The sequence below is a fragment of the Variovorax sp. P2_H12 genome, from assembly GCF_056403395.1.
The window spans coordinates 17,758-41,339 of sequence record NZ_JBFUFO010000035.1 but is presented as its reverse complement, the minus strand read 5'-3'; the positions used below and the strand labels follow the sequence as shown (position 1 = coordinate 41,339).

General features: G+C 68.7%; 19 protein-coding genes. 15 read left to right on the top strand and 4 right to left on the bottom strand.

Going from position 1 to position 23,582, the window contains the following annotated elements; all coding sequences use genetic code 11:
* Positions 1-164 precede the first annotated feature (164 nt).
* The 7 genes from AC1DYK_RS25500 (at position 165) to mdoH (ending at position 8,091) form a co-directional block, all read left to right on the top strand.
* Complete coding sequence (locus AC1DYK_RS25500; RefSeq protein WP_478168823.1) at positions 165-662, top strand: hypothetical protein; 498 nt, start codon at positions 165-167, stop codon at positions 660-662.
* A 146-nt stretch (positions 663-808) separates the two neighbouring features.
* Complete coding sequence (gene miaB, locus AC1DYK_RS25495) at positions 809-2,146, top strand: tRNA (N6-isopentenyl adenosine(37)-C2)-methylthiotransferase MiaB (RefSeq protein ID WP_478168822.1); 1,338 nt, start codon at positions 809-811, stop codon at positions 2,144-2,146.
* A complete protein-coding gene (locus AC1DYK_RS25490; protein ID WP_478168821.1) occupies positions 2,146-3,573 on the top strand; it encodes a sensor histidine kinase in 1,428 nt (475 codons plus the stop codon). The genes miaB and AC1DYK_RS25490 overlap by 1 nt, the downstream gene beginning before the upstream one ends.
* Positions 3,574-3,605: 32 nt before the next feature.
* Entirely contained in the window at positions 3,606-4,250 is a 645-nt protein-coding gene (locus tag AC1DYK_RS25485) for a hypothetical protein (protein WP_478168820.1), read from the top strand.
* An 89-nt stretch (positions 4,251-4,339) separates the two neighbouring features.
* The gene (locus tag AC1DYK_RS25480) at positions 4,340-5,677 is read left to right on the top strand and encodes a sigma 54-interacting transcriptional regulator (protein WP_478168837.1); all 1,338 of its coding nucleotides are present in this window, start codon (positions 4,340-4,342) and stop codon (positions 5,675-5,677) included.
* A gap of 195 nt (positions 5,678-5,872) precedes the next feature.
* Positions 5,873-6,076 (top strand): hypothetical protein, encoded by a 204-nt coding sequence (locus AC1DYK_RS25475; RefSeq protein WP_478168819.1) that lies wholly within the window; start codon positions 5,873-5,875, stop codon positions 6,074-6,076.
* A 5-nt stretch (positions 6,077-6,081) separates the two neighbouring features.
* Complete coding sequence (gene mdoH, locus AC1DYK_RS25470) at positions 6,082-8,091, top strand: glucans biosynthesis glucosyltransferase MdoH (protein WP_478168818.1); 2,010 nt, start codon at positions 6,082-6,084, stop codon at positions 8,089-8,091.
* 63 nt (positions 8,092-8,154) lie between these two features.
* Here mdoH and ffh read toward each other — a convergent pair whose 3' ends face one another.
* A complete protein-coding gene (gene ffh / locus AC1DYK_RS25465) occupies positions 8,155-9,540 on the bottom strand; it encodes a signal recognition particle protein (RefSeq protein WP_478168817.1) in 1,386 nt (461 codons plus the stop codon).
* An 81-nt stretch (positions 9,541-9,621) separates the two neighbouring features.
* On the opposite strand from ffh, the gene AC1DYK_RS25460 reads away from it, so the two are divergent.
* From AC1DYK_RS25460 to AC1DYK_RS25425, 8 genes are all read left to right on the top strand, one after another.
* The gene (locus AC1DYK_RS25460) at positions 9,622-10,431 is read left to right on the top strand and encodes a cytochrome C assembly family protein (protein ID WP_478168816.1); all 810 of its coding nucleotides are present in this window, start codon (positions 9,622-9,624) and stop codon (positions 10,429-10,431) included.
* On the top strand, positions 10,428-10,664 hold the full coding sequence (locus tag AC1DYK_RS25455) for a PP0621 family protein (RefSeq protein ID WP_478168815.1): 237 nt from the start codon (positions 10,428-10,430) through the stop codon (positions 10,662-10,664). The genes AC1DYK_RS25460 and AC1DYK_RS25455 overlap by 4 nt, the downstream gene beginning before the upstream one ends.
* A gap of 22 nt (positions 10,665-10,686) precedes the next feature.
* Positions 10,687-12,375, top strand: a complete 1,689-nt coding sequence (locus tag AC1DYK_RS25450; protein ID WP_478168814.1) for a sensor histidine kinase — start codon at positions 10,687-10,689, stop codon at positions 12,373-12,375.
* Positions 12,376-12,379: 4 nt separating this feature from the next.
* The gene (locus AC1DYK_RS25445) at positions 12,380-13,909 is read left to right on the top strand and encodes a sigma-54-dependent transcriptional regulator (RefSeq protein WP_478168813.1); all 1,530 of its coding nucleotides are present in this window, start codon (positions 12,380-12,382) and stop codon (positions 13,907-13,909) included.
* A gap of 277 nt (positions 13,910-14,186) precedes the next feature.
* Entirely contained in the window at positions 14,187-14,798 is a 612-nt protein-coding gene (gene ampD, locus AC1DYK_RS25440; RefSeq protein ID WP_478168836.1) for a 1,6-anhydro-N-acetylmuramyl-L-alanine amidase AmpD, read from the top strand.
* Positions 14,799-15,148: 350 nt separating this feature from the next.
* Positions 15,149-18,073 (top strand): ribonucleoside-diphosphate reductase subunit alpha, encoded by a 2,925-nt coding sequence (locus AC1DYK_RS25435; protein WP_478156931.1) that lies wholly within the window; start codon positions 15,149-15,151, stop codon positions 18,071-18,073.
* Positions 18,074-18,222: 149 nt separating this feature from the next.
* Complete coding sequence (locus tag AC1DYK_RS25430; RefSeq protein WP_478168812.1) at positions 18,223-19,449, top strand: ribonucleotide-diphosphate reductase subunit beta; 1,227 nt, start codon at positions 18,223-18,225, stop codon at positions 19,447-19,449.
* A 199-nt stretch (positions 19,450-19,648) separates the two neighbouring features.
* Positions 19,649-20,155, top strand: a complete 507-nt coding sequence (locus tag AC1DYK_RS25425; RefSeq protein ID WP_442284989.1) for a histone H1-like DNA-binding protein — start codon at positions 19,649-19,651, stop codon at positions 20,153-20,155.
* 199 nt (positions 20,156-20,354) lie between these two features.
* Here AC1DYK_RS25425 and AC1DYK_RS25420 read toward each other — a convergent pair whose 3' ends face one another.
* The 3 genes from AC1DYK_RS25420 to prmA form a co-directional block, all read right to left on the bottom strand.
* Complete coding sequence (locus tag AC1DYK_RS25420; protein ID WP_478168811.1) at positions 20,355-21,263, bottom strand: carbohydrate kinase family protein; 909 nt, start codon at positions 21,261-21,263, stop codon at positions 20,355-20,357.
* Between the two features lie 45 nt (positions 21,264-21,308).
* Positions 21,309-22,547: a zinc-ribbon and DUF3426 domain-containing protein gene (locus AC1DYK_RS25415; RefSeq protein ID WP_478168810.1), complete on the bottom strand. Its 1,239-nt coding sequence runs from the start codon at positions 22,545-22,547 to the stop codon at positions 21,309-21,311.
* Positions 22,548-22,684: 137 nt separating this feature from the next.
* A complete protein-coding gene (gene prmA / locus AC1DYK_RS25410) occupies positions 22,685-23,575 on the bottom strand; it encodes a 50S ribosomal protein L11 methyltransferase (RefSeq protein WP_478168809.1) in 891 nt (296 codons plus the stop codon).
* Positions 23,576-23,582 lie beyond the last annotated feature (7 nt).

Below are 23,582 nucleotides of genomic sequence, written 5' to 3'. Positions count from 1 at the left end.
TGGCGGCGGCAACTATTGGAGCAGCGGCGCGCAGAAAGAGCCCACATCTGCCGTAAAGAAATGTAAAGCGGCCAGGCAGAATGGCACGGTCGGTGGCTTCCGGTGGCTGCTCTTGGCGCCCCTGGCCGCTAGAATTCGCGCTCCACAGCCTCTGGATATACCCCATGAATCGCTGCACATCGCCCCGAACATCGCCCATTCTGATCGCACTGGCCGCCCTGCTGATCGCGCCCGCCGTCGCCCTCTTCGGCGGCGACGCCGCGGCCCAGCTCGTCGAGCCTTCGGCGACCCAGAACGAGGCCGCGAACGGCGGACGCAATTTCCCTCCGGGCACCCTGCGCGGCCGCTTCATGGTCGTGAATGCGCCCGAGATCCAGCTCGATGGCCAGCCCGAGCGGCTGTCGCCCGGCGCCCGCATCCGCAGCGCCGACCGCATGCTGGTGATGCCGGCCTCGATCACCGGCCAGAACCTGCTGGTGAACTACACCCGCGACGCCGCAGGCCTGGTGCGCGAAGTCTGGATCCTGTCGCCCGACGAGGCCCGGGCCAAGCGGGCCTCGGCCGAAAAGCCGCTGCTCAATTTCTGGCCCTTCGTGGCCGACAGCGGCCCGCGCGACGACGGCAAGACGCCGTTCGACCAGTTGCCCAGATACGGGCAGTAGATCGCTCACCCCCGGGTTGGCTCACTTCGTGTAGCCGCCCACCCCCTCGCCGGGGGCGACACCAGCGGCCTGGCGGAGCCAGTTCCGCGGTGTCCCGCGAAGCGCCCGGCCGAGTCAGTGACATCCTTATCTCGAGGGAGAGCCCCATGACCCCCAAAGTTTTCATCAAGACCTTCGGCTGCCAGATGAACGAGTACGACTCGGACAAGATGGCCGACGTGCTGCGCGCCGCCGAAGGCTACGAACCGACCACCAACGTGGACGAGGCCGACCTGATCCTCTTCAACACCTGCTCGGTGCGCGAGAAGGCGCAGGAAAAGGTGTTCTCCGACCTCGGCCGCGTCAAGCACCTGAAGGCCAAGGGCGTGAAGATCGGCGTCGGCGGCTGCGTCGCCAGCCAGGAGGGCGCGGCGATCATCGCGCGTGCGCCCTATGTCGACGTGGTCTTCGGGCCCCAGACCCTGCACCGGCTGCCCGAGATGCTGACCCAGCGCGAGCGCGAGGGCCGACCGCAAGTGGACATCAGCTTCCCCGAGATCGAGAAATTCGACCACCTGCCGCCGGCGCGCGTCGAGGGCGTCACCGCCTTCGTCTCGATCATGGAAGGCTGCTCCAAGTACTGCAGCTACTGCGTGGTGCCCTACACCCGCGGCGAGGAGATCAACCGGCCGCTGGACGACGTGCTGGTCGAGGTCGCCGGGCTGGTCGAGCAGGGCGTGCGCGAGGTCACCTTGCTGGGGCAGAACGTGAATGCCTACCGCGGCCGGATGGGCGACACGGCGGAGATCGCCGACTTCGCCACCCTGATCGAGTACATCGCCGAGATCCCGGGCATCGAGCGCATCCGCTACACCACCAGCCACCCCAACGAGTTCACCGCGCGGCTGATCGACGCCTATGCGCGCGTGCCGCAGCTCGTGAGCCACCTGCACCTGCCGGTGCAGCACGGCAGCGACCGCATCCTGATGGCGATGAAGCGCGGCTACACCGCCATGGAATACAAGAGCACGGTGCGCAAGCTGCGCGCGATCCGTCCCGATCTCGCGCTCAGCAGCGACTTCATCGTCGGCTTCCCGGGCGAGACCGACGAGGACTTCGGCAAGATGATGAAGCTGATCGACGACCTCGATTTCGACGCCAGCTTCAGCTTCATCTTCAGTCCGCGGCCCGGCACGCCGGCGGCGGCGCTGCACGACGACACGCCGCATGCGGTCAAGCTGGCGCGGCTGCAGCAGCTGCAGGCCGTGATCGACGGCAACGTCCGGCGCTTCGGCGAAAGCCGGGTCGCCAGCGTGCAGCGGGTGCTGGTCGAAGGCGCCTCGCGCAAGAACGCGCACGAGCTCATGGGCCGCACCGAGTGCAACCGGGTGGTCAACTTCGAGGGCGACGCCCGGCTGGTCGGGCAGATGATCGATGTGCGCATCACGCGCTCGCTGGCCTACACGCTGCGCGGCGAGGTCGTGACGGCCGAATCGGTCGCCTGATGGCGAAACTGACTGCGGCGCGCGGCTCTTTCCAGCAGTTGCTGCTGTTCGCGTTCCTGCTGATCACCGCGCTGTTGGTGGGGGTCGCCCTGCGCGCCGTGTTCCAGTACGACGTGCTGATGACCCAGAGCCGCGATGCCGCGGCGCGCGCGCTCACGCTATCGGGCGCCGCCCAGTCGCTGGCCGAGCGCAGCGCCGCGATGGAGCGCGCCGGCCGCCAATCGCTGGTGCTCAACGACGCCGTGTTGCGGCGCCGCTTCGACGACGCTGCGCGCGACGCCCGCCAGGTGCTCGGACGGCTGTCCGCCAACGGCCTGGGCGCCGACGGCCCCGACCGGTGGCGCGAGCAGCTGGAGGTGATCCAGGGCCTCATGAGCGGCGCGCCCGAGACCTCGCTGGCGCGCGAGAGCTCGATGGCCACGCAGTTCCGCGAGCTCGACGCCCTCAACACCAACATCGCGCAACAGGCGCAGTTCCTGATCGAGACCCAGAACAACGAACTCGCGCAGCGCATCGAGTCCGCGCGCAAGCGGCTGATGCGGCTGGTGATCGCCGCCAGCGCCCTGGCGGTGTCGCTGGCGCTGGCCTTCGGCGTCTGGCTGGCACGGCCGTTCAAGCGGCTCGAGCGCGCCATCGTCGGGCTCGGCGAGAACCGGCTGGACGTGCCGATCGACATCCACGGCCCGGCCGACGTGCGGCGGGTGTCGCAGCAGCTCGAGTGGCTGCGGCTGCGGCTGACCGAACTCGACGCCGACAAGGCACGGTTCCTGCGACACGTCTCCCATGAACTCAAGACCCCGCTGGCCGCGTTGCGCGAAGGCGTCTCGCTGCTGGAGGACGGCGTGACCGGCGCGCTTAATCCGGCCCAGCACGAGGTGACGCAGATCCTGCAGCAGAACACGGTCGCGCTGCAGGGCCAGATCGAGGCCCTGCTGCGCTTCAACGCGGCCGCCTTCGAAGCCCGCGAGCTGCGCCGCGAGCGCACGCCGCTGCTGCCGCTGGTCGAGGAGCAGATCGAGGCCCAGCGGCTGCAATGGCAGGCCAACGGCCTCACCGTGCGCGCCGAGGGCGAGCCGATCTCGGTGGTGGTCGACCCGGTCAAGCTCGGCACCGCGCTGGCCAACCTGCTGTCGAACGCGATCCGCTTCTCGGCCCGCGGCGGCACCATCACGATCACGGTGTCGAGCACCGCCGACACCGCGCAGATCGACATCGCCGACGCCGGCCCGGGTATCGCCGAGGGCGATCGCGACCGGGTCTTCGAGCCTTTCTACCGCGGCGAACGACAGCCCCAGCATTCGGTCAAGGGCACCGGCATCGGCCTTTCGATCGTGCAGGAGTACATTGCAGCCCATGGTGGCCGCGTCACGCTGCTGCCGGAGGGGCCGGGTGCGCGATTCCGCATCGCGCTGCCGCGCTCCGCCTGAAATCCATCGCCCACGCGCCTTTTCCTAGTTTCATGTTCTCTCCGATCTTTCGCAGATCCGCCGCCGCCATGACCTTCGTCGTGCCGCTGCTGCTGGCCGGCTGCGCCGTCCCTCGCAAGCCGCCGGCCGAGGCGGTCGCGGTGGCCGTCACCCCGCCGCCCGCGCCGCCGGCGATCACCCCGGTCGAGGCCGAGCCGCTGGCGCCCGCGACGCAGCCCGCGGGCCTCTTCACCCAATGGACCCAGGGTCCGGTGGGCGCCACGCTGGCCTATGCCGACAAGGTGCGCCCGCTCGGTCCACCCGAACTCGCGGCCGAGCTCAACCGGCTCGGCGATCTGGTCGAGACACCCGCGGTCCAGATGCAGATGGCGATCGTGCTGGCCCAGACCCGCTCGTCGGCCGACCTTGCGCGCGCCATCGGCCTGCTGCAGCGCGTGACCGCCAATCCCTCGGCTGACGCCCAGCCGCTTCAGCCGCTGGCCCGTACCCTGGCGGCGCGATATACGGAGCAGCGCAAGGTCGAGGACGACCGCGACAAGCAGGCGCAGCAACTGCGCGACAGCCAGCGGCGCATCGACCAGCTCAACGACCGGATCGAGGCGCTGCGGGCGATCGAACGCAGCTTTGCGCGTCCGGCGCCGGCCACGGCCCCGACGATGCCGAAAGCCGCCCCGTGAGCAGCACGCCATCGTCGCCGCCCCCGAAGCTGCCGCCCGACGCGCCGGCGCGCGGCGCCCGCCTGCTGGTGGTCGACGACGACGCCGACATGCTGCGCCTGCTGTCGATGCGACTCACCTCTGCCGGCTACCAGGTCACGGCCGTGACCTCGGCCGAATCGGCGCTGACCCAGCTCGAGATCGAGCATCCCCAGCTCGTGCTCAGCGACGTCCGGCTGCCGGGCCGCGACGGCCTGGCGCTGTTCGACGAGGTCCGCAAGCGCCATCCGACCTTGCCCGTGATCCTGCTGACCGCGCACGGCACCATTCCCGACGCCGTCGAGGCCACGGCGCGCGGCGTCTTCACCTACCTCACCAAGCCCTACGACGCCCGCGAGCTGCTCGAAAAGATCGGCCAGGCGCTGGCCCTGGGCGCGCCGGCCGCCACGCCCGGCAAGGCCGGCGACGAAAGCTGGCGCGCCGAGATCGTGAGCCGCAGCAACCGCATGGCCGAGCTGCTGGCCGAGGCCAGGATGGTCGCCAAGTCGGATGCCAGCGTGCTGCTGCGCGGCGACAGCGGCGCCGGCAAGGAGGTGCTGGCGCGCGCCATCCACCGCGCGAGCGCGCGCGCCGACAAGCCCTTCGTGGCGGTCAATTGCGGCGCCATCCCCGAAGCGCTGCTGGAATCCGAGCTGTTCGGCCACATGAAGGGCGCCTTCACCGACGCGGTCGCCAACCACAAGGGCCTGTTCCAGCAGGCCGACGGCGGCACCCTGCTCCTGGACGAGATCGGGGACATGCCGCCGGCGCTGCAGGTCAAGCTGCTGCGGGTGCTGCAGGAGCGCGCGGTGCGGCCGCTCGGCGCCAGCCAGTCGATCGCGGTCGACGTCCGGATCATCTCGGCCACCCACCGCGACCTCGATGCCGCGATGGAGGCCGGACAGTTCCGCGAAGACCTCTACTACCGCCTCAATGTCGTGACACTGAGCCTGCCGCCGCTGTCGGCGCGGCGCGAGGACATTCCGTTGCTGGCCAACCACTTCCTGCAGCGGCTGTCGACCAAGTACAACAAGCGCTTGTCGGGCTTCGCGCCCGAGGCGCTGAAGGCACTGACCACCGCCTCCTGGCCCGGCAACGTGCGCCAGCTGTTCAACGTCGTCGAGCAGGTCTGCGCCCTCTCGAGCTCGCCGCTGATCCCGCTGGCCCTGGTGCAGCGCGCCCTGCGGGTGCCGAGCGTCGAGGTCCAGACCTACGCCGAGGCCAAGCAGCGCTTCGAGCGCGACTACCTGGTCGGCCTGCTCAAGCTGACCGACGGCAATGTCGCCGACGCGGCCCGCCTCGCGGACCGCAACCGGACCGAGTTCTACCGCCTGCTGCAGAAGCACGAACTCACGCCGGGACACTTCAAGGCCGACGCCGCGTCACCGGGCAGCGAAAGCGGTCGCTGACCAGCGACACGCCAAGTTGTTGATTTGATTGGGTTTTGTCAGTCAGGCTCGGTGGCTGTCGGGCCCAGGCGACAAATTCGGGGGGTTTGGCCGCGGTTCTGGCCGCCCACCCCCCTGAAAAACCGAAAAATCAGTCCAAGCGATTGATTTCAAAGGGTTTTTCCGGGCTGGCACAGGGTTTGCCCCTGTAGAGGCATGACAGCACTCACCAGCCCCACTTTCGCACTGCGTCCGCAGCGCGACGGCCTGCGTCAAAAGCAGTTTTCCCTCTCGCGGCCCCGCGCCGCGGGTCATTCGCTGGCTGCCCTGGCGGGCGCCGGCAGCATCGCGCCCGAAAGCGTGTTCAAGCGCTTTCCGGCAATCGGCGACACGCCCTCCCTCGACAAGCAACGGGGCTGAAGCACGTGAAGCCCCATCTGTACGTCCAGGCGAAGCTGCTGGCGGAAGCCGATTTCTCGCACCGCAGCCCGCTGCGCGAGGAACGCCACCCCAACTCCGTGACGGCCCCCCCGATCAACCGGGGCTCGATGACGCCGCGCCCCTGGCGCGGCTTCTGGAACAGCATCGGCACCGCCCTGCTGGTCAAGCTCGGCGCCGGCAAGGCAGCCGCCCCCAGGGCCGCGACCGGCATCCAGCAGCCCTGGCAGCGCGCGGCCGCCCAGCGACGCTTCGCCTTCACGGCGCTGACGCTGCTGAGCACCGTGATCGCCGGCACGCTCTTCGCCCGTGTCCAGCCCGACTACGACAACCTGTGGCTCGAATACAGCCAGATCGCGCTCTACGCCGTCCTGTCGGGCTGGGTCGTGACCGGTTTCGTGACCGCGCTGATGGGCTTCTACGTCTCGGTGCGCGGTGACAAGCACGCGCTGTCGGGCAAGCAGGTGGCCGACCACCCGATGAACCCCGAAGCGCGCACGGCGATCATCATGCCGATCTGCAACGAGGACGTGTCGACGGTGTTCGCCGGCCTGCGCGCGACCTGCGAATCGGTGGCCGCCACCGGCCACGCACAGCAGTTCGACGTCTTCGTGCTGTCCGACAGCTACACGCCCGAGATCGCCGCCGCCGAGCGCGCCGCCTGGGAAGACCTGCGCGCCGCGCTGGCCCTCAACTACGCGAACAACCCGAGCCAGCCCCAGGTCGAGGTCTACTACCGCCTGCGCACCCGCCGCACGCACCGCAAGGCCGGCAACGTGGCCGACTTCTGCCGCCGCTGGGGCAAGGACTACCGCTACATGGTGGTGCTCGACGCCGACAGCGTCATGAGCGGCGACTGCCTGACCTCGATGGTCAAGCTGATGGAAGCCAACCCGACGGCCGGGATCATCCAGACCGCGACCCAGGCCATCGGCCATGTCACGCTGCACGCCCGCGCCCAGCAGTTCGCCTCGCGCATGACGGGCCGCCTGTTCACGCTCGGCATGCAGTTCTGGCAGCTCGGCGAGTCGCACTACTGGGGCCACAACGCGATCATCCGCGTCCAGCCCTTCATGGAGCACTGCGCGCTGGCGCCGATCAAGGGCTCCGGCGGCATGTCGGGCGGCATCATGTCGCACGACTTCGTCGAGGCCGCGCTGATGCGCCGTGCCGGCTACCACGTGTGGCTGGTGGCCGACCTGGTCGGCAGCTACGAGCAGCAGCCGCCGGACCTGCTGTCCGAACTGCAGCGCGACCGCCGCTGGTGCCAGGGCAACCTGCAGAACGCCCGCCTGATGACCGAACCCGGCCTGCATCCGGTGCACCGCGCGATGTTCGTCACCGGCACCATGGCCTATGCCTCGGCACCGCTGTGGCTGGCCTTCCTGACCCTGGGCACCGCCCTGTGGCTCAGCGGCTCGAGCGTGGTCGAGCACTGGCTCGCGATGCCGATGGAGCTGGCCGGCCTCTGGCTGTGGACCCTGTGCCTGCTGTTCCTGCCGCGCGTGCTGGGCATCGTGGCGGTCGTGCTGCGCGGCGAGCAGCGCCAGTTCGGCGGCATCGGCGGCCTGCTCAAGAGCGCCCTGCTCGAAAGCGCGCTGGCCATCGTGCAGGCGCCGGTGCGGATGCTCGCGCACTCGCTGTTCGTGGTCGTCGCCCTGACCGGCCTCAAGCTCGACTGGAAGTCGCCCCCGCGCGAAGCGGCCGCCGTGCCGTGGCGCATCGCGCTGCAGCAGCTGGCGCCGATGACCCTGGTGATCGCCGCGCTGGCGGTCGGCATCGCGCTGATCGATGCCAGCGCGCTGACCTGGCTGATGCCGGTCGGCCTGCCGCTGCTGCTGGCGATCCCGCTGACGGTGCTGACCAGCCAGATCGCGCTCGGCAATGCGCTGCGCGACCGCGGCTTCCTGCTGATCCCCGAGGAGTCGCGCTCGCCGGCCGTGCTGCGCAGGGCCTGGATGCACGCGTTGCGGCTGGCCCGCCCGGCGGCAGTCTGAGCCTCTCGTCCCCCATGAAAAAACCGCCCTCGGGCGGTTTTTTCATGGTCGAAACGATCGTGCTCAGAAGCGCGGCATCCCGCCGCCTCCGCCCATCGGCGGCATCCCCTTCATGCCGCCCATGCGCTTCATCATCTTCATGAGGCCGCCGCCCTTCATCTTCTTCATCATCCCCTGCATCTGCTCGAACTCGTTGAGCAGCCGGTTCACTTCCTGGACCTGGACCCCGGCGCCGGCGGCGATGCGGCGCTTGCGCGTGGCCTTGAGCAGCTCGGGCTTGCGGCGCTCCAGCGGCGTCATGCTGTTGATGATCCCCTCCTTGCGCCGGATGTCGCGCTCGGCCCGGGTCATGTCGGCCTCGGTCGCCTTGGCCGCCATCTGGGCCGGCAGCTTGTCGAGGATGCTCGACAGCCCGCCCATCTGTTTCATCTGCTGCAGCTGGCCGAGGAAGTCGTTGAGGTCGAAGCCGGCACCGCTCTTGACCTTGGCCGCCAGCTTCTGCGCCGCCGCGACGTCGACGCCGGCCGTGACCTGCTCGACCAGCGCGACGATGTCGCCCATGCCCAGGATGCGGCCGGCATGGCGCTCGGCGTCGAACACCTCGAGGCCGTCGATCTTCTCGCTGACGCCGGCGAACTTGATCGGCACGCCCGTGACCTGGCGCACCGACAGCGCGGCGCCGCCGCGCGAGTCGCCGTCGGTCTTGGTCAGGATGATGCCGGTCAGCGGCAGCGCCTCCTTGAAGGCGCGGGCGGTGTTGATCGCGTCCTGGCCCTGCATCGCGTCGACCACGAACAGCGTCTCGACCGGGTCGAGCGCCGCATGCAGCTGCTGGATCTCGGTCATCAGGACCTCGTCGATCGCCAGCCGGCCGGCGGTGTCGACCAGCAGCACGTCGAAGAAGTGGCGCTTGGCGTGATCGAGCGCGGCGCGCGCGATGTCGAGCGGCTTCTGGTCCGGCGTGCTCGGGAACCACTCGGCGCCGGCCTGCTTGGTCACGGTCTTGAGCTGCTCGATCGCGGCCGGCCGGTAGACGTCGCCCGACACCGTCAGCACCTTCTTCTTGCGCTTCTCGATCAGGTGCTTGGCCAGCTTGGCGGTGGTGGTGGTCTTGCCGGCGCCCTGCAGGCCGGCCATCAGGATCACGGCCGGCGGCTGGGCCGCCAGGTTGATGTCGGCCACGCCCTGGCCCATGGTGGCGGCCAGCTCGCGGTTCACGATGCCGACCAGCGCCTGGCCCGGCTTCAGCGAGCCGAGCACTTCCTGGCCGAGCGCCTTTTCCTTCACGCGAGCGACGAAATCGCGCACGACGGGCAAGGCGACGTCGGCCTCGAGCAGGGCCATGCGCACCTCGCGCAGCATGTCCTGGACATTGCTTTCGGTGATGCGGGCCTGGCCGCTGACCTGTTTGACGAGGCGGGTGAATTTTTCGGTGAGGGCGCTGGCCATGGATGCTTCCCGCTGGACGGGACCGGTATGAAGACGGGAGCGGCGGGCTTCCGCAGAAGGCGAGAAGCTAAACTCCAGCCGATGATTTTAGCGATCCCCTCCCCGCTCGGCGTGGCACTGGGCATCGCCACCGCCGCCGCCTATGGCGTCACTGCCGCCGCCGCCGCCCGGCTCAGCCGTTCCTCGACCCAGTGGATGCTGGTGCTGGCCTGGCTGCTGCACGCCTTGACGCTGGGCGCCGGGCTGGTCGGCGGAGGCCCGCGCTTCGGCTTTGCCCCGGCCATTTCGGTCACGGCCTGGCTGGTGCTGACGGTCTACGCCATCGAAAGCAGCCTCTATCCGCAGCTCAAGGTCCGGCGCGCGCTCGCGGCGCTGGGCGCGGCCGCGGTGCTGCTGGCGGTGCTGTTCCCCGGCACGCCGCTGCATGTCTCGGCCTCGCCATGGCTGCCGCTGCACCTCGCGCTCGGCATTGCTTCGTACGGCCTGTTCGGCGCCGCAGTGGTCCATGCCTGGCTCATGACGCGGGCCGAGAAGCAGATCCGGCTCGCCGCCGAGCCGCAGGGCGGCGTGCCGCTGCTGACCATGGAGCGGCTCACCTTCCGTTTCGTGACCGCGGGCTTCGTCCTGCTGTCGGCCACGCTGCTGGCCGGGCTGCTGTTCAGCGAGACGCTGTACGGCGGCACGGCGCGCGGCTGGAAGTGGGACCACAAGACCGTGTTCTCGGTGCTGGCCTGGCTCACCTTCGCGATCCTCCTGACCGGCCGCGCGCGCTTCGGCTGGCGCGGCCGCACCGCACGGCGCGTGCTTTACGCGGGCTCGGCATTGCTGCTGCTGGCCTACGTCGGCTCGCGCTTCGTGCTTGAAGTCGTGCTGACGCGCGCAAACCCATGAAATACCTGCTCGTCTTCGCGGTGGTCTTCATCGCGATCTGGCTCTGGCGCAAGAACCGGCGCGAGGAAATGCAGTCGCGTCCGCCGCCGAGCAAGCCCCCGGCCGTCGGTGCGCCGCAGGCCATGGTGCGCTGCGCGCACTGCGGCCTCCACCTGCCCGCCGCCGATGCGATCAGCGGCCCCGATGGCGCCGTGTACTGCAGCCCGGCGCATCGCCAAGCCGGCAAGAAATGAACTCCCGCCCGGCGCGCCAGGCATGACCGCGTTCCTGCGCGCCCGGGGCGAACCGGCGACCGACTGGAGTTCGCTCGAACGATTCAGCGGCCAAAGCACCGCGCTGCTGCGCCTGTGGCGCGGCTTCGTGGCCGCGCGCTGCTTCGTGGCCGCGGTGCTGCTGCTGCTGCAGGCCGTGGCCCTGGCGCTCGGGCAGACGCCGCAACCGGTGGCGGTCGCGCTGTGCACGGGCTACCTGGTGGCGGCGCTGCTGGCCGCGCGCTTTGCGCCGTTCCAGCTGCTGCGCGGCCTGGGCCGCGCCTGGTTCTCCACCATCGGCGTCGACCTGGTCATCTTCACCGCGCTGCAGGTGCTCCAGGTGGGAAGCATCAACTACTCGCCGCTGTTCGCGCTGCCGGTCCTGATGGGCGCCGTGCTGGGCACCGGTGCCGTCGGGCTCGGCACCACCGCGGCGGCCACGCTGCTGCTGCTGGGCCATGCGGCCTGGTACTGGCTGGAGCAGCCGTCCGACACCTCGCCGCGCTTCGTGCAGGCGGCGCTGACCGGCACCGGCCTGTTCGTGGTCGCGCTGCTCGCCCACGAGATGGCGCGCCGGCTCACGCGCGAAGAGGCGCTGGCCCAGCACAGCCGCAGCGCGGCGCAGATGCACGCGCTGGTCAACGACCTGGTGATCGAGACCCTCAGCGAAGGCGTTCTGGTGCTCGATTCGCAGGGCCAGGTCCACGCAGCCAATCCGGCCGCCGACGCGATCCTGGGCCAGGGCCTGGCCGACCTCGAGGTGCCTTTCACGCTCAGCGCCCATCCGGCCTGGGTCTCCCTGGCCGAGCTGGCGCGCCAGACGTTCGCCCGCCGCACGCCGCAGTCGAAGGAGATCCCCGTCGCCCAGGCCCAGGGCGCCGCGCGCGAGGTCCGCGTGCGCACGCGGCTGACCCGCTCGCCGGACCCCCAGTCCGAGGGCCTTTGCGTGATGTTCCTGCAGGACCTGCGCGAACTCGAGGCCCGCATCCGCACCGAGAAGCTGGCCGCCATGGGCCGCATGTCGGCCGCAGTGGCGCACGAGATCCGCAACCCGCTGGCCGCCATCACCCAGGCCAGCGCGCTGCTGGCCGAGGACCTGGTCGACCCGGGGCACCGGCAGCTGACGACCATGGTCCAGCAGAACGCGCAGCGCCTGTCGCGCATCGTCGACGACGTGCTCGATGTCGCGCGGGCCCGGCAGCAGCGCGTGCTGCCGCTCGGCGAACAGGTGGCCCTCGATCCGACGGTGCGCGCGCTGGCCGAAGAATGGGTGCTGCAGGCGCAGCGCCAGGGCGTCCTGCTGGCGCTCGGTGCCCCGGACAGCGCCGTGCGCTTCGATGTCGAGCATCTGCGCCGCATCCTCGTCAACCTGCTCGACAATGCGGCGCGCTATGCGGGAGACCGCGACGGCTCGATCCAGGTGGCCACCCGGCTCAGCCCCAGCGGCCGGGCCACGCTGCAGATCTGGAGCGACGGCGCGCCGCTCGAGCCCGCGGTGCAGCGCCACCTGTTCGAGCCTTTCTTCTCGTCCGAAAGCCGCTCGAGCGGCCTGGGCCTGTTCCTGTGTCGGGAGCTGTGCGAGCGGCACGGCGCGACGATCGGCTACGAACGCCGCGCACTGTCGCCGGGCGGCCCCGAGGGCAACGAGTTCTCCATTGCGTTTGCCGCCGCCGAGACCCGGCTGACACAATAGCGGCGTGAGCACCCCGCACCCGTCCACCCCGCGCCCCGCCCAGATCCTCGTCGTCGACGACGAGCCCGATCTGCGCACGCTCTACGAACTCACGCTGCTGCGCGAGGGCTACCGGGTGCAGGCCGCGGGCAGTGTCGCCGAGGCTTCGCAGCACCTGGAAGCCGGCCGCTTCGATGCCGTGATCACCGACATGCGCCTGCCCGACGGCCTCGGCATGGAGATCCTGCTGCGCATTCAGCAGGACCAGCGCGGCGAGCGCTGCGTCGTGATGACGGCCTACGGCTCGGCCGAGAACGCGGTCGAGGCCCTCAAGGCGGGCGCCTTCGACTACCTGACGAAGCCGGTCGACCTGAAGCAGTTCCGGGCCGTGGTGGCTTCCGCGGTGCAGGCCACGGCGCAGCTCGCGAACGCCCGCGCGGTGCGCCCCGTCGACGAGCGGGCGGACGACGGCGCCAAGATCGCGAGCACGGTCGGCAGCGGCGGCGCGGCCGCGCTCGAGCGCCTGGTGGGCGACTCGGAGCCGATGCGCGTCGTCAAGGCGCGCATCGCCAAGGTGGCCCGCGGCATGGCGCCGGTGCTGGTCCGCGGCGAATCCGGAACCGGCAAGGAACTGGTCGCGCGGGCCGTGCACGCCTGCAGCCAGCGCAGCGACGGCCCCTTCGTCGCGGTCAATTGCGGCGCCATCCCGGAGAACCTGCTCGAGGCCGAATTCTTCGGCGCCCGCAAGGGCTCCTACACCGGCTCCTCCCAGGACCGCGACGGCTACTTCCAGGCCGCGCGCGGCGGCACGCTGTTCCTCGACGAGATCGGCGACCTGCCGCTGGCGATGCAGTCCAAGCTGCTGCGCGCGATCCAGGAGCGCAGCGTGCGCCCGATCGGTTCGACCCAGGAAGACGCGGTCGACGTCCGCATCGTGAGCGCCACCCACAAGGACCTGCACGCGGAGGTGCAGGCCGGCCGTTTCCGGCAGGACCTGTTCTACCGCCTCAATGTGATCGAGATCGCGGTGCCGGCCCTGCGCGAACGGCGCGGCGACCTGCCGGCGCTGTGCAAGGCCTTGCTGGCACGCATCGGGCGCGACGCCGACATGCCGGTGCCGACGCTGTCGGCCGAGGTGCTGCTGCGGCTCGCCGAGCACCCGCTCAACGGCAACGTACGCGAACTCGAGAACCTGCTGCACCGCGCGGTGGCGCTGAGCGACGGCGACATGCTGCACCTCGATTTCGTCGACAGCACGGCGCTGCTGGCCGAACCGTTGCTGTCGGAACCGGCGCCGCCGGCGTACGCGGCGGCGCCCGCCACCGGCGCCGCGCCGGCGTCGAGAACCGCGCCCGCGGTGCCGAACGACCTGCAGAGCTACCTCGACCAGCAGGAGCGCGAGATCCTGATCCGCGCGCTGCAGGAGACCGGATTCAACCGCACCGCCGCGGCCAACCGGCTCGGGCTCAGCCTGCGGCAGATCCGCTACCGGATCGCGCGCCTGGGCATCGCGACACCGAACGGCGACGACGCCAATGCCCTCGGTGATGACTGAGCCCCCACGCTCCCCCACTGCGAGTGGGTCGCTGCCCCCCGAGGGGGCCGCAGGCCGCCTTGGGGCGGCCCGGCGCCGGCCTGAGACTGAGCCCCCACGCTCCCCCACTGCGAGTGGGTCGCTGCCCCCCGAGGGGGCCGCAGGCCGCCTTGGGGCGGCCCGGCGCCGGCCTGAGACTGAGACTGAGCCCCCACGCTCCCCCACTGCGTGTGGGTCGCTGCCCCCCGAGGGGGACGCTGCAGGCCGCCCGTCCGTGCGAAGCGCGGACCTCGCCGCTCTGGCGGCCCGGCGCCGACCTGAGCCCGAAGCGGCCACCGGCCTCTGGCGGGACGGCTGGTATCAATTCGCGCGGCAATTGCGCTCGCCCAACTTCGGGCCGCGTCCGGCCGGCGCCCACATCGACCTGATCGTGCTGCATTCGATCAGCCTGCCACCGGGACGCTACGGCGGCGACGAAGTCCAGCAACTCTTCACCAACCGCCTCGATTGGGATGCGCACCCCTATTTCGACAGCATCCGCGGTCTCGAGGTCTCGGCGCACTTCTATGTGCGGCGCAACGGCGAGCTGTGGCAGTTCGTCGGCTGCGACGACCGCGCCTGGCACGCCGGCGCATCCTGGTGGCGCGGCCGCGCGAACTGCAACGACGATTCGATCGGCATCGAGCTCGAGGGCATCGAAGGCGGCCCGTTCGAAAGCGCCCAGTACGAAACGTTGACCAGCCTGTGCCCGGCGATCGCGCAGCGCCATGCCATCGGCTTCATCGCCGGCCACGAACACATCGCGCCGGGCCGCAAGGAAGACCCGGGCGCCGGCTTCGACTGGCACCTGCTGCAGCGCCAACTCGGCTGGAATCGGGCGATGTTCCCCCCGGCCGCGATGGCCCGCTAGTTTTTTTCAATCGGGTGGCGGGGTGCGATGCGTCGTCGATGCGACGCGGCATCGGCACCCACGCAAGCGCTCAAGCTCAGCAACCATGCGGTTTCCAAGCCCAAATGCGGCTGAAACGCCCGGCTGTCGCGGACTGCGATAACGTCTTTCACTGGCCATGGGGCAGACGCGCGATCCGACGCCTGCTCGCCCTGGTTCACATTCATTGAAAATTGTCGAAAACACTACATCTAGTGGGTTGTAGCCCCACGAGACCCTAGATATAGTGTGCCCTGCCCGGCGCCCGACGCCAAAAACCATGGCCGCGCTGGCACCGCCGCCCCAACAAGAATTGCCAACCGAGGATTCGCATGCAAACTGCCCTGAACACCCCCTCCGCCCCCCGCGCCTCCCACGCTGCTTCCTCGACGCCGCAGCAGCGCGACGTCGCCGGCTCGCCCGCCGGCGATGCGCTGGCCCACTACCAGATCATTCGCCGCAACGGCGCGGTCGTTCCCTTCGAGCCGAACAAGATCGCGATCGCGATGATGAAGGCCTTCCTTGCGGTGCACGGCACCCAGGGCGCGGCCTCGGCCAGCGTGCGCGAGACGGTCGACACCCTGACCCAGGCCGTGGTGCGCGCCATGGTGCGCTCGCGTCCGGGCGGCGGCACCTTCCACATCGAGGACGTGCAGGACCAGGTCGAGCTCGGCCTGATGCGCGGCGGCCACCACGAGATCGCGCGCGCCTACGTGCTCTACCGCGAACGCCGCTCCCAGGAGCGCAGCAAGCAGGGCGAGCAGGACGCGCCGATCGCGGTGTCCACGCTGCACGTGCTCGACCGCGGCGAGCGCGTCGCGCTCGACCTCAACGAGCTCAAGAGCCTGATCGAGTCCGCCTGCACCAACTTGGGCGACAGCATCACCTCCGGCCCGATCGTGGCCGAGACCATGCGCAACCTCTACGACGGTGTGCCGCTGGACGAGGTCTACAAGGCCTCGATCCTGGCCGCCCGCACGCTGATCGAGAAGGACCCCGACTACACCTTCGCCACCGCCCGCCTGCTGCTGCACACGATCTTCAAGGAAGTGATCGGCCGCGAAGTACCGCTGGCCGAACGGGCCCAGGCCTACGCCGACTACTTCCCGCAGTTCATCAAGAAGGGCGTCGACAACGAGCTGCTCGACGAGAAGCTGCAGCAGTTCGACCTCGCCCGCCTGGGCGCTGCGCTCAAGCCCGAGCGCGACCTGCAGTTCGACTACCTCGGCCTGCAGACCCTCTACGACCGCTACTTCCTGCACGTGCGCAAGTCGCGCATCGAGCTGCCGCAGGCCTTCTTCATGCGCGTCGCGATGGGCCTCTCGCTCAACGAGATCGACCGCGAAGCCCGCGCCATCGAGTTCTATGAAGTGATGTCCTCGTTCGACTTCATGTCGAGCACCCCGACCCTGTTCAACAGCGGCACCCTGCGCTCGCAGCTGTCGAGCTGCTACCTGACGACCGTGCCCGACGACCTCGACGGCATCTACGAGTCGATCAAGGAAAACGCGCTGCTGTCGAAGTTCGCCGGCGGCCTGGGCAACGACTGGACCCGCGTGCGCGCGCTCGGCAGCCACATCAAGGGCACCAACGGCGAATCGCAGGGCGTGGTGCCCTTCCTCAAGGTGGTCAACGACACGGCCGTCGCGGTCAACCAGGGCGGCAAGCGCAAGGGCGCGGTCTGCACCTACCTGGAAAGCTGGCATCTCGACATCGAGGAATTCCTCGAGCTGCGCAAGAACACCGGCGACGACCGCCGCCGCACCCACGACATGAACACGGCCAACTGGATCCCCGACCTGTTCATGCGCCGCGTGATGGAAAAGGGCACCTGGACCCTGTTCTCGCCGTCGAACGTGCCCGACCTGCACGACAAGTTCGGACTCGACTTCGAGACCGCCTACGTGGCCTACGAAGAAAAGGCCGCGCGCGGCGAGATCACGCCCAGCCGCACGCTGCAGGCCTCGGACCTCTGGCGCAAGATGCTCACGATGCTGTTCGAGACCGGCCATCCCTGGATCACCTTCAAGGACGCCTGCAATGTGCGCTCGCCGCAGCAGCATGCCGGCGTGGTCCATTCGTCGAACCTCTGCACCGAGATCACACTCAACACCAGCGACACCGAAACCGCGGTCTGCAACCTCGGCTCGGTCAACCTGCTGCAGCATCTGAAGGACGGCAAGGTCGACCAGGCCAAGCTCCAGCGCACCATCTCGACCGCGATGCGCATGCTCGACAACGTGATCGACATCAACTACTACGCGGTCAAGAAGGCGCGCGACTCCAACCTGCGCCATCGCCCGGTCGGCCTCGGCCTGATGGGCTTCCAGGACGCGCTCTATGAGTTGCGCATCCCCTACGCCTCGCAGGAAGCGGTTCAGTTCGCCGACGAATCGATGGAAGCGATCTGCTACCACGCCTACTGGGCCTCGACCGACCTGGCGCGCGAGCGCGGCAAGTACTCGAGCTACAAGGGCTCGCTGTGGGACAAGGGCATCCTGCCGCCCGACACCCTCGACCTGCTCGAGAAGGCCCGCGGCGGCTACGTCGAGGTCGACCGCTCGGCCACGCTCGACTGGGACGCGCTGCGCCAGAAGATCAAGGCCGACGGCATGCGCAACTCCAACTGCGTGGCCATCGCACCGACCGCGACCATCTCCAACATCATCGGCGTCGACGCCTCGATCGAACCCTGCTTCGGCAACCTCTCGGTCAAGTCGAACCTGTCGGGCGAGTTCACGGTCATCAACCACTACCTGGTGCGCGACCTCAAGCGCCTGGGCCTGTGGGACGACGTGATGGTGATGGACCTGAAGCATTTCGACGGCTCGCTGCGGCCGATCGACCGCGTGCCGCAGGACGTCAAGGCGCTCTACGCCACGGCCTTCGAGATCGAGACCACCTGGCTGGTCGAAGCGGCCTCGCGGCGCCAGAAGTGGATCGACCAGGCGCAGTCGCTCAACATCTACATGGCCGGCGCATCGGGCAAGAAGCTCGACGACACCTACAAGCTGGCCTGGCTGCGCGGCCTCAAGACCACCTACTACCTGCGTACGCAGAGCGCGACGCACGCCGAGAAATCGACCGTGCAATCGGGCCGCCTCAACGCGGTGTCCTCGGGCGGCAGCGATGCGCCGTCGGGCATGAGCGCGCTCGAAGCCGCGGCGCTCGCAGCGCAAGCGCAACTGAGTTCGATGCCCGCCACCGACATCGCGTTCTGCGGCGTCGACGATCCGACCTGCGAAGCTTGCCAGTGATGTCGGCGTGAAGTTGTGGTGGTTCGCGGCATCGACCGACAAATTGCGATGCATGCGAACAACATAACGACCACATAATTGAAGCGCGACGTGAGGAGCACTTTGCAACTCACATCGTTGCTCACATAATTTGAGCATTGGATTTTTCTATGTTGACCTGGGACGAAGAAGTCAAGCCCTCCTTGCCAAAGGATCTGCAGCAAGGACTGCGGCACCCATCGAACAGCGGCGCGCCAGTCGCCCGCTCGTCGGAGTTCCCGACTTCGCAAATTGCCCCTCAAGCGCCCCTCGCCGCACGCACGCTCGATGACGGCGCGGCGGTGCGTCCGGCTCCGGCCACGCAAGCTGCACCCGCGACGCATCGCGTCAAGGCCGCCGACAAGCGCATCATCAACGGCCAGACCGACGTCAACCAGCTGGTGCCGTTCAAGTACAAGTGGGCCTGGGAAAAATACCTCGCCACCTGCGCCAACCACTGGATGCCGCAGGAAGTGAACATGACGCGCGACATCGCGCTCTGGAAAGACCCGAACGGCCTGACCGAGGACGAGCGCCGCATCGTCAAGCGCAACCTCGGCTTCTTCGTCACCGCCGACTCGCTGGCCGCCAACAACATCGTGCTGGGCACCTACCGCCACATCACGGCGCCCGAATGCCGCCAGTTCCTGCTGCGCCAGGCCTTCGAGGAAGCGATCCACACGCACGCCTACCAGTACATCGTCGAATCGCTCGGCCTGGACGAGAGCGAGATCTTCAACGCCTACAACGAAGTGGCCTCGATCCGCGAGAAGGACCAGTTCCTGATCCCGTTCATCGACGCCATCAGCGATCCGAACTTCAAGACCGGCACGCACGAGACCGACCAGACCCTGCTCAAGTCGCTGATCGTCTTCGCCTGCCTGATGGAAGGCCTGTTCTTCTACGTCGGCTTCACGCAGATCCTGGCGCTGGGCCGGCAGAACAAGATGACCGGCGCCGCCGAGCAGTACCAGTACATCCTGCGCGACGAGTCGATGCACTGCAATTTCGGCATCGACCTGATCAACCAGCTGAAGCTCGAGAACCCGAATCTCTGGACGGCCGAGTTCAAGGCCGAGATCAAGGCCCTCTTCATGAAGGCCGTCGAGCTCGAATACAAGTACGCCGAGGACACCATGCCGCGCGGCGTGCTCGGCATGAACGCCTCCATGTTCAAGGGCTACCTGCGCTACATCGCCAACCGGCGCGCGCAGCAGATCGGCCTCGAAACGCTCTTCCCGAACGAGGAAAACCCGTTCCCCTGGATGAGCGAGATGATCGACCTCAAGAAGGAGCGCAACTTCTTCGAAACCCGCGTGATCGAGTACCAGTCGGGCGGTGCGCTCTCCTGGGATTGAATCTCTTCCGATAAAAAACAAAGTGCATCCAGAAATAACTCTCATCGACACACCGCACCGGAGAGTGCGGCATCGCTGAGGGTGCAGGTGTTCATGGTGCTGGAAACCGTTCCAACGCCATGAATCGCTTCACGCTGACCAACATGCGTGGAGTGCTTCAAAAGGTTGATTTTTTCAACTTGATCAAGGAGAAATAGAAATGGCAACTGCAAAGAAAGCGCCGGCTAAGAAAGCCGCTGCAAAGAAGGCTCCGGCAAAGAAGGCTCCCGCCAAGAAGGTCGTAGCCAAGAAGGCGCCGGCCAAGAAGGTCGCGGCCAAGAAGGCTCCGGCGAAGAAGGTAGCGGCCAAGAAGGTCGCCGCCAAGAAGGCACCGGCGAAGAAGGCTCCTGCCAAGAAGGTAGTGGCGAAGAAGGCCCCGGCGAAGAAGGCTCCTGCCAAGAAGGCAGCCGCCAAGAAGGCGCCGGCCAAGAAGGCCGCTGCGAAGAAGGCCCCCGCCAAGAAGGCGCCGGCGAAAAAGGCTGCGGCAAAGAAGCCCGCTGCCAAGAAAGCCGCGAAGAAGCCCGCTGCCAAGCCTGCCGCCAAGAAGCCTGCTGCCAAGAAGGCCGCAAAGGCGCCTGCCAAGGCTGCCGTAGCGCCTGCCCCTGCTGCGCAGACGACGCTGAACCCGCAGGCTGCGTGGCCGTTCCCGACGGCCAGCAAGCCCTGAGTTTTTCAGCGGCCTTGAAGGCAAAAGCCCGACACCGCAAGGTGTCGGGCTTTTTCATTGGGCCTCCCGACGCCGCGTCGGGTGTCGGGCTTTTTCATTGAGCCTCCCGACGCCGCGTCGGGTGTCGGGCTTTTTCATTGAGCCTCCCGACGCCGCGTCGGGTGTCGGGCTTTTCTTTTGGGCGCCGGAATGGCCTTGCTCAGGCCGCCAGGCCCAGGGCCTCGCGGTCCACCTGGTAGTTCTGCGGGCCGCGTTGCGCGATCTTGAGCGCACCCAGGTGATTGCCGAGCGCCGCGCAGCGTGCCAGCGACCAGCCTTGCTCGAGGCCGAACAGCAGCGCGCCGCGCCAGGCATCGCCGCAGCCGGTGGGCTCGATCACCGCCGCCGGCTTCACCGCCGGCACGTGCTCGCGCTCGCCCCCGATCCAGACCTCGCAGCCTTCGGCGGCCAGCGTCACGACCAGGCCTCGCACCCGCTTCGAGATCTCGGCCAGGCTCCAGCCGGTGCGCTGCGACAGCATCTTGCCTTCGTAGTCGTTGACCACGACCCAGCTCGCCAGCTCGACGAAATGCGCCAGCTCCTTGCCGTCGAACATCGGCAGGCCCTGGCCCGGATCGAAGACGAAGGGGATGTCGGCCGCCTGGAACTGCTCGGCGTGCTGCAGCATGGCCTCGCGGCCGTCGGGCGCCACGATGCCGAGCCGGATGTCCTCGCGCGCAGCAATGCGCGTGATGTGGGCCTGCTGCATCGCGCCCGGATGGAAGGCCGTGATCTGGTTGTTGTCCCGGTCGTTCATGATCATGGCCTGGGCCGTGAAGGTGTCCTCGACCTGCCGCACGAACTCGGTGCTGATGCCCAGCGTGCGCAGGCGCTCGAGGTAATCGGCACCGTCACTGCCGACGGTTGCCATCGGCAACGCCGTACCGCCCAGCGCGTTGAGGCTGTAGGCGATGTTGCCGGCGCAGCCGCCGAAATCGCGCCGCAGGCCGGGCACCAGGAAGGATACGTTCAGGATGTGCAACTGGTCCGGAAGGATCTGGTCCGCGAACCGCCCTTCGAAAGTCATGATGGTGTCGAACGCGAGGGAACCGCAAATCACTGCTGCCATGGATGAGCCACTGGTTGGATAAAAGAAACTGAAGGGTCGGATCGCTCAGGGATAGAGCGCCTCGATGCGAAAGCCGGCGACCGGCGGCATCGATGCGGCTTCGGCGCCGCCGAGCTCGAGCGACAGCGAGGCCGCGCGCTCGGCACGTGCAGGCAGCACCGCCGGCGCGCCGAACTCGGAAGGCATGAGCACGCGCCGTACCACGGCCCGCTCCTGCGTGTCGAGCAGCGACAGCTCGACCGCGGGCATCGCGAGCGGCACGGCGGCGGCGTTGCGCAGCGTGAAGTTGAGCTGAAAACCGTCGCCGCTCTTCTCGCGCGCAAACGAGGCGCCGTCGAGCTTGATGTCGTTGATCTGCCGCAGCGCCGAAAGCTCGCAGCCGGTCACACGGCACAGCGTCTCGAGCAGCGGGCGCAAGGCGGGCTGGCGCGCGGCGATCAGGTCGCGCTCGTGGTGCAGCACCTGGACGAGCAGAAGCAAGGCCGCCAACACGGCCGTGGCGAACAGCGAGCGCCGGACTGCGGCACGGCGCCACCAGGAGGAGGCTTCGTCGACGCCGAAGAAGGTCGGCGCGGGCTCGGGCAGCACAGCCGCAGCAGCGGTCGGCTCGGACTCGCTCGCGGCCAGCACCATCGGCGCCACATCGGCCGCGGCATCCCCTCGCGCCCTGGCCTTCGCCTTGGCGATCTTGGCGGATTTGACGCGCGCGCGGCGCAACGCCTTTTGCATCTGGGCATGCCCGGAGTCGTCAGACTGCAGCGGCGCGGCATCGCCGGCCGGCGTCGCGGGCCGCGAGGGCAGCGTGAGGTCGATGTCCGGGAACGACAGCGGCGGCGGCACGGGAGGGCGCACCGCGATGCGGCCTTCGTCGCCGAGCAGCAGGGAGTCCGGATCGGGCCACGACACGTCGGCAACCACGCCGGTGAAGGCCGCAGGCTCGGCGAGCGGTGCCGGGCCCGACTCCTGTTCGTCGTCAAAAAAGTCCGTGTCGGCAATGCCGGGCTTGTCTTCATCGGCAGCGTCGAGCGGGGCCGTTGGCTCGGGCTCGGCCTGCAAGGAATGCGCCTCGGACGCAGGTGCCGGCATCGGCATCGGCATCGGCATCGGCATCGGGACCGGGACCGACGCCGAGGGCCGGGCGTCCGGCGCCTCCTGCAAATCGACGGTCGCATCGAACACTTGGCTGCAGCGTCCGCAGCGCACCCAGCCATCGGAGATTCGCAGCTGATCCCGCACCACCTTGAAAGTGGTGTCGCATGCGGGGCAGCGGGTGACAAGGCTCATCGAGGCGGGATTGTATTGCTCGCCCCCAGGTTGGGCTCACTGCGTGTAGCCCGCCCACCCCCTACCGGGGGCAACACCAGCGGCCCGGCGAAGCCGGTTCCGCGGTGTTTCACGAAGAGGCCCCGGACTTCGCCGGCCTATGACTGGGCTTTCGCCGTCATCAGGATCCAGCCGTCCTCGCTGTCGCTGACCTCGAGCGCCGCGTAGGGGGCATAGGCCGCCTTCAGCTCGTCGGCCTGCCGTTCCAGGATGCCGGCCAGCACCAGCTCGCCGCCCGGCGCGACGTGGCCGCAGAGCAGCGGCGCGAGCACCTTGAGCGGCGTCGCCAGGATGTTCGCAAGCACGATCTGGTAGCGGCCGGCGGCAGCCTCCGGGAGGCCGGCCTTCAAGGCAACGCCATTGGCCTCGGCATTGAGCCGGGTCGATTCCACCGCGGCCTCGTCGATGTCCACCGCGTCGATGTCGAGCGCGCCGAACTTCGCCGCGCCGATCGCCAGGATGCCGGAGCCGCAGCCGTAGTCGAGCACGCGCCGGCCCGCGAGGGTGCCGCGCGTGGCGATCCAGCGCAGGCACATGCGGGTGGTCGGGTGGGTGCCGGTGCCGAACGCCAGCCCCGGGTCGAGCCGGATCACCTGGCGGGCTTGCGCGGGCGGTTCGTGCCAGGTCGGCACGATCCAGAACTCGGGCGTGATCTCGACCGGCGCGAACTGCGACTGCGTCAATCGCACCCAGTCCTGCTCGGGCACGTCGGCCAGGCCCAGCAGGCGGCACTCGGCGAAGAAGTCTTGCGCCTCGAGCAGCGCCGCCGCTTCGCGCGCCAGCGCCTCCGTGGCGAACAGCGCGATCACCCGCGAGCGCTGCCAGCCGTCCTTGGGCGGCGGCATGCCCGGTTCGCCGAACAGGGCCTGCTCGGCATCGGTCTGCGCATCGGCATCTTCGACCGACACGCTCAGTGCGTCGAGCGCATCGAGCGCGTCGCTGACCGTCTCGACCAGGTCTTCAGGTGCCAGCAGGCGTAGTTCGAACACAGCAATT

What these genes read in the sequence shown, in the direction of transcription:
- AC1DYK_RS25475 (WP_478168819.1), top strand. Translation starts at nt 5,873, where the DNA reads ATGACAGCACTCACCAGCCCCACTTTCGCACTGCGTCCGCAGCGCGAC.
- AC1DYK_RS25490 (WP_478168821.1), top strand. Translation starts at nt 2,146, where the DNA reads ATGGCGAAACTGACTGCGGCGCGCGGCTCTTTCCAGCAGTTGCTGCTG.
- AC1DYK_RS25480 (WP_478168837.1), top strand. Translation starts at nt 4,340, where the DNA reads ATGCTGCGCCTGCTGTCGATGCGACTCACCTCTGCCGGCTACCAGGTC.
- miaB (WP_478168822.1), top strand. Translation starts at nt 809, where the DNA reads ATGACCCCCAAAGTTTTCATCAAGACCTTCGGCTGCCAGATGAACGAG.
- AC1DYK_RS25415 (WP_478168810.1), bottom strand. Translation starts at nt 22,547, where the DNA reads ATGAGCCTTGTCACCCGCTGCCCCGCATGCGACACCACTTTCAAGGTG.
- AC1DYK_RS25485 (WP_478168820.1), top strand. Translation starts at nt 3,606, where the DNA reads ATGTTCTCTCCGATCTTTCGCAGATCCGCCGCCGCCATGACCTTCGTC.
- AC1DYK_RS25420 (WP_478168811.1), bottom strand. Translation starts at nt 21,263, where the DNA reads ATGGCAGCAGTGATTTGCGGTTCCCTCGCGTTCGACACCATCATGACT.
- AC1DYK_RS25455 (WP_478168815.1), top strand. Translation starts at nt 10,428, where the DNA reads ATGAAATACCTGCTCGTCTTCGCGGTGGTCTTCATCGCGATCTGGCTC.
- AC1DYK_RS25450 (WP_478168814.1), top strand. Translation starts at nt 10,687, where the DNA reads ATGACCGCGTTCCTGCGCGCCCGGGGCGAACCGGCGACCGACTGGAGT.
- AC1DYK_RS25435 (WP_478156931.1), top strand. Translation starts at nt 15,149, where the DNA reads ATGCAAACTGCCCTGAACACCCCCTCCGCCCCCCGCGCCTCCCACGCT.
- AC1DYK_RS25430 (WP_478168812.1), top strand. Translation starts at nt 18,223, where the DNA reads ATGTTGACCTGGGACGAAGAAGTCAAGCCCTCCTTGCCAAAGGATCTG.
- AC1DYK_RS25500 (WP_478168823.1), top strand. Translation starts at nt 165, where the DNA reads ATGAATCGCTGCACATCGCCCCGAACATCGCCCATTCTGATCGCACTG.
- AC1DYK_RS25425 (WP_442284989.1), top strand. Translation starts at nt 19,649, where the DNA reads ATGGCAACTGCAAAGAAAGCGCCGGCTAAGAAAGCCGCTGCAAAGAAG.
- AC1DYK_RS25460 (WP_478168816.1), top strand. Translation starts at nt 9,622, where the DNA reads ATGATTTTAGCGATCCCCTCCCCGCTCGGCGTGGCACTGGGCATCGCC.
- ffh (WP_478168817.1), bottom strand. Translation starts at nt 9,540, where the DNA reads ATGGCCAGCGCCCTCACCGAAAAATTCACCCGCCTCGTCAAACAGGTC.